This window comes from Nostoc sp., from assembly GCF_054880495.1.
Map to the genome: position 1 here is coordinate 1 of NZ_JBTYKD010000262.1, position 3567 is coordinate 3567.

3 protein-coding genes are annotated in these 3567 nt (G+C 36.1%); 2 read left to right on the plus strand and 1 reads right to left on the minus strand.

Annotation, left to right across the window (positions count from 1 at the left end; all coding sequences use genetic code 11):
• Nucleotides 1-1449 (plus strand): DHA2 family efflux MFS transporter permease subunit (locus ACYTXL_RS23925; RefSeq protein WP_461926907.1); only part of this gene is annotated, 1449 nt, incomplete at its 5' end.
• Nucleotides 1450-1497: 48 nt separating this feature from the next.
• Nucleotides 1498-2076: a Uma2 family endonuclease gene (locus ACYTXL_RS23930; RefSeq protein WP_461926908.1), complete on the plus strand. Its 579-nt coding sequence runs from the start codon at nt 1498-1500 to the stop codon at nt 2074-2076.
• A gap of 85 nt (nt 2077-2161) precedes the next feature.
• Here ACYTXL_RS23930 and ACYTXL_RS23935 read toward each other — a convergent pair.
• On the minus strand, nt 2162-3567 hold a 1406-nt coding region (locus ACYTXL_RS23935; protein ID WP_461926909.1), incomplete at its 5' end, for a DUF262 domain-containing protein.

The window sequence follows — 3567 nt, forward strand, 5'->3', positions numbered from 1 at the left end:
CTGCAAGATATTCAAGCAAGTTTAGGAGCAACCCTAGAAGAGGGTTCTTGGATTTCTACGGCGTATCTCGTAGCAGAAATTGTGGTAATTCCTCTAACAGGATGGTTATCACGGGTGTTTTCTCTGCGACGTTATCTGTTAGTGAATACTGCCCTATTTATTTTCTTTTCTATATGCTGTGGTTGGTCGTGGGATCTCAATTCCATGATTTTCTTTCGGGTCTTACAAGGTTTTAGTGGAGGAGTATTAATTCCCACCGCTATGACAGTTGTATTAACGACTTTACCTCAATCTAAGCAATCAATTGGGCTGGCTGCATTTGGCTTTAGTGCAGTTTTTGCACCCTCAATTGGCCCGACATTGGGAGGTTGGTTAACAGAAAATTTTGGTTGGGAATACAACTTTTATATAAATGTAATTCCAGGGGTATTAATGCTGGCTGGCGTTTGGTATGGAATTAAGCAAGAACAACCCCAAATTAATTTACTGAAACAAGGTGACTGGTGGGGAATTATTGCAATGGCTATTGGATTAGGTTCTCTGCAAGTTGTTTTAGAAGAAGGTAGTCGCAAAGATTGGTTTAGTTCAACGCTGATTGTGCGCTTAAGTGCGATCGCAGTAATTTTTTTAGCCGTGTTTTTCTTTATAGAATTAACTCGTAAACAACCATTTATTAATTTACGGCTTGTGCTAAGGCGGAACTTTGGTTTAGCGAGTATTGTCAATGTATCGCTGGGAATAGGATTGTATGGTTCAATTTATATTTTACCTCTGTATCTCGCCCAAATTCAACAATACAATGCGCTGCAAATTGGTGAAGTATTAATTTGGGCTGGTATTCCCCAACTATTTATTATTCCCCTCATCCCCAAATTGATGCAACGTATTGATGTGCGGTTAATGGTGGCTGTGGGTGTGACTTTGTTTTCCATCAGTGCGTTTATGAACTCTGGAATGACTAATCAAACAGGATTAGATCAGTTACGCTGGTCGCAATTTGTCCGTGCAATGGGACAACCTTTAATTATGGTGCCGCTTAGTTCTATCGCCACTGCTGGATTGAGTCAGAAAGAAGCAGGTTCAGCGAGTGGTTTATTTAATATGATGCGGAATCTGGGCGGTTCTATAGGAATTGCATCTTTAGCAACTTTATTAACTAACAGAGAGCAATTTCACTCGAATAGATTGGGTGATGGAGTATCTTTATATAACCCAGAAACTCAGCAGCGAATTGACCAAATGACACAGTATTTTATCAGTCGTGGAGCCGATTTGAGTACAGCACAAAATCAGGCGATCGCATCCATATCTAACATTGTCCGCCGGGAAGCATTTGTAATGGCTTTTAACGATTGTTTCTACTTTATTGGCATTGCTTTGTTACTCAGTGGCATTGCCGTTTTATTCTTGAAAAAGGTGAAGCCAACTGGTGGCGCTGTCGCGCATTAGATTTGTTTTATAGGTTAAAATATTTGATAAAACTACTAACATACTAAAATGGTAATTAGCCAAAGTGAATACTATATCTCTCAAGAGGAATACTTAGAAGGCGAGAAAGTAAGTGGAATAAAACACGAGTATATTGATGGGCAAGTCTACGCAATGGCAGGGGCAAGTGATGCTCATGTCACTATAGTAGGAAACTTGTTTGCCATGCTGCGAAACCATCTCCGGGGTAGTAGTTGCCGTGTTTATATGTTAGATATGAAAGCACAAATTGATGTCATAAATCGCTATTTCTATCCTGATGTAATGGTAACTTGCGATATCCGAGATAAAGAATTTGAATATTTTAAGTGCTATCCTTCCTTAATTATCGAAGTGCTTTCTGAGTCAACAGAAGGCTATGACAGAGGGAAGAAATTTGCCAGCTACCGACACTTAGAATCACTACAAGAATATGTGCTAATTTCACCAGACGGAATGAGTGTAGAATGCTTCCGCCGCAATGAAGAAGGACATTGGGTACTTTACCTTTATCAAGAAGAACTGCATTTAGCTAGCGTTGATTTTCGTTGTGCGATCGCAGCTATATATGAAGATGTAACACTTACAGACAATAGCAATAAAAATTGACTCTTCGAGAGATGTAAACGGTAATATTGCATCGCCTGAACATACAAGGCATTCTGCGATAATATTTATGCTATCGGATACTAGACTAAGTATCTAAACCCCAAACTCGTCTGGCTAAATTTGTTAACATCTCTTGACGCTTCTCTATAGCTGTTGAATCCCAAATATCAAAGTGGTAAAGGCTGAGAGATTTTACAGTGCGGTTTAACTGTGTATTTGTTCCAACGTTAGGTTTTTCTACAAGGGAACGAGTTAATAAAAGTTGAGATTCACGATATCCATTTTTCTTAGCATCAAATGTATTATCCGATATAGAACTATTAATTGTCTTTTCTAAAAGAATTAAGTTGCCAAGCTTATCAAGATATGAATCATATTCTGTAGGCTTATCAAATTCATCTTTTATATATTCTTTTGAAGATTTTGGCAAGATATGTTCTATGGTTACTGACTTGTTCAAATACCAATCTAGTGAATTTGAATTACTGTAAGCCTGTTCATCAACGAACTGAGTTAGTTTAGCTAGTATGTAACGCATACGAAATTTGGCTATCTTAGACTCAGTTAATCCACGAAAGGCAAGATCAAAATCTAGAGATAGAGAAGCTAATTCAGCTTTAAAGTTATTGTCAAAAAAATCTTTTAATTGCTCAGAAGTCTTAACTTCTCTTAAGTTTTTACTCCACTGCGAGAAACTACGAATCATATTCACATCTTTACGGGTTGAGCGAGTGATAGTATATACGAACAATAAGTTTTCAATTTGATGACAAAGCTCTATAAATAAATCTTTAGGAAGATCCTTACCCGCAAGTAGTAATAAAAAATGCTGACTGTATCTTCCTTGGAGTCTTTTGATATTTTTAAGATATGGATTAATAGAGCCATCTATATTTTCTCCTTTGGCAAAATTTGCATAATATTCACTTGTAGTGACTAGACGTTCAACAAAATTAAATGGATTCTCATGAATTTTATGTTCGTGACTATTTTCAACAAACCATTCATATACAGCTTCTTGAGGAAAGTTATTTTGTAAATTTATTTCATAATGTGACATGATATAATAACGCAGAAATTGCATGGGATGCTCTCCACAAATATGTAATATTTTTGTTAGCTTATCCCATTGTTTTTTCAATTTTTCCCAATATAACTTCGGACTCGAATTTGATTGGGTTGATATATTAATAAACAAATAATTTTTCAGTAAATCTAATGAACTAAGACCGACTCCACGATCATTAATTGTTTCAAACACTTTGAGAGCATTCTTAAGATTAGGTGTCTCAATTTTGATTAACTTTACTTTATTGCTTAATACTGAAGAAAATTTTAATATTCGCTCAGAAGTTTCTACAAATATTTCTGATAAAAACTCTCGAATTGTTTCATACAGGGTAAGCTCATCTAATTTGGTATAATGTGAACTTGACAAATCAAACAAAATAAGCATGAGAGACTGCCTAGAAAAAATACTTGACAGATAAA

Bases quoted from the DNA above. Each gene is read 5' to 3' on its own strand.
- ACYTXL_RS23930 (WP_461926908.1), top strand. From the start codon at position 1,498: ATGGTAATTAGCCAAAGTGAATACTATATCTCTCAAGAGGAATACTTA.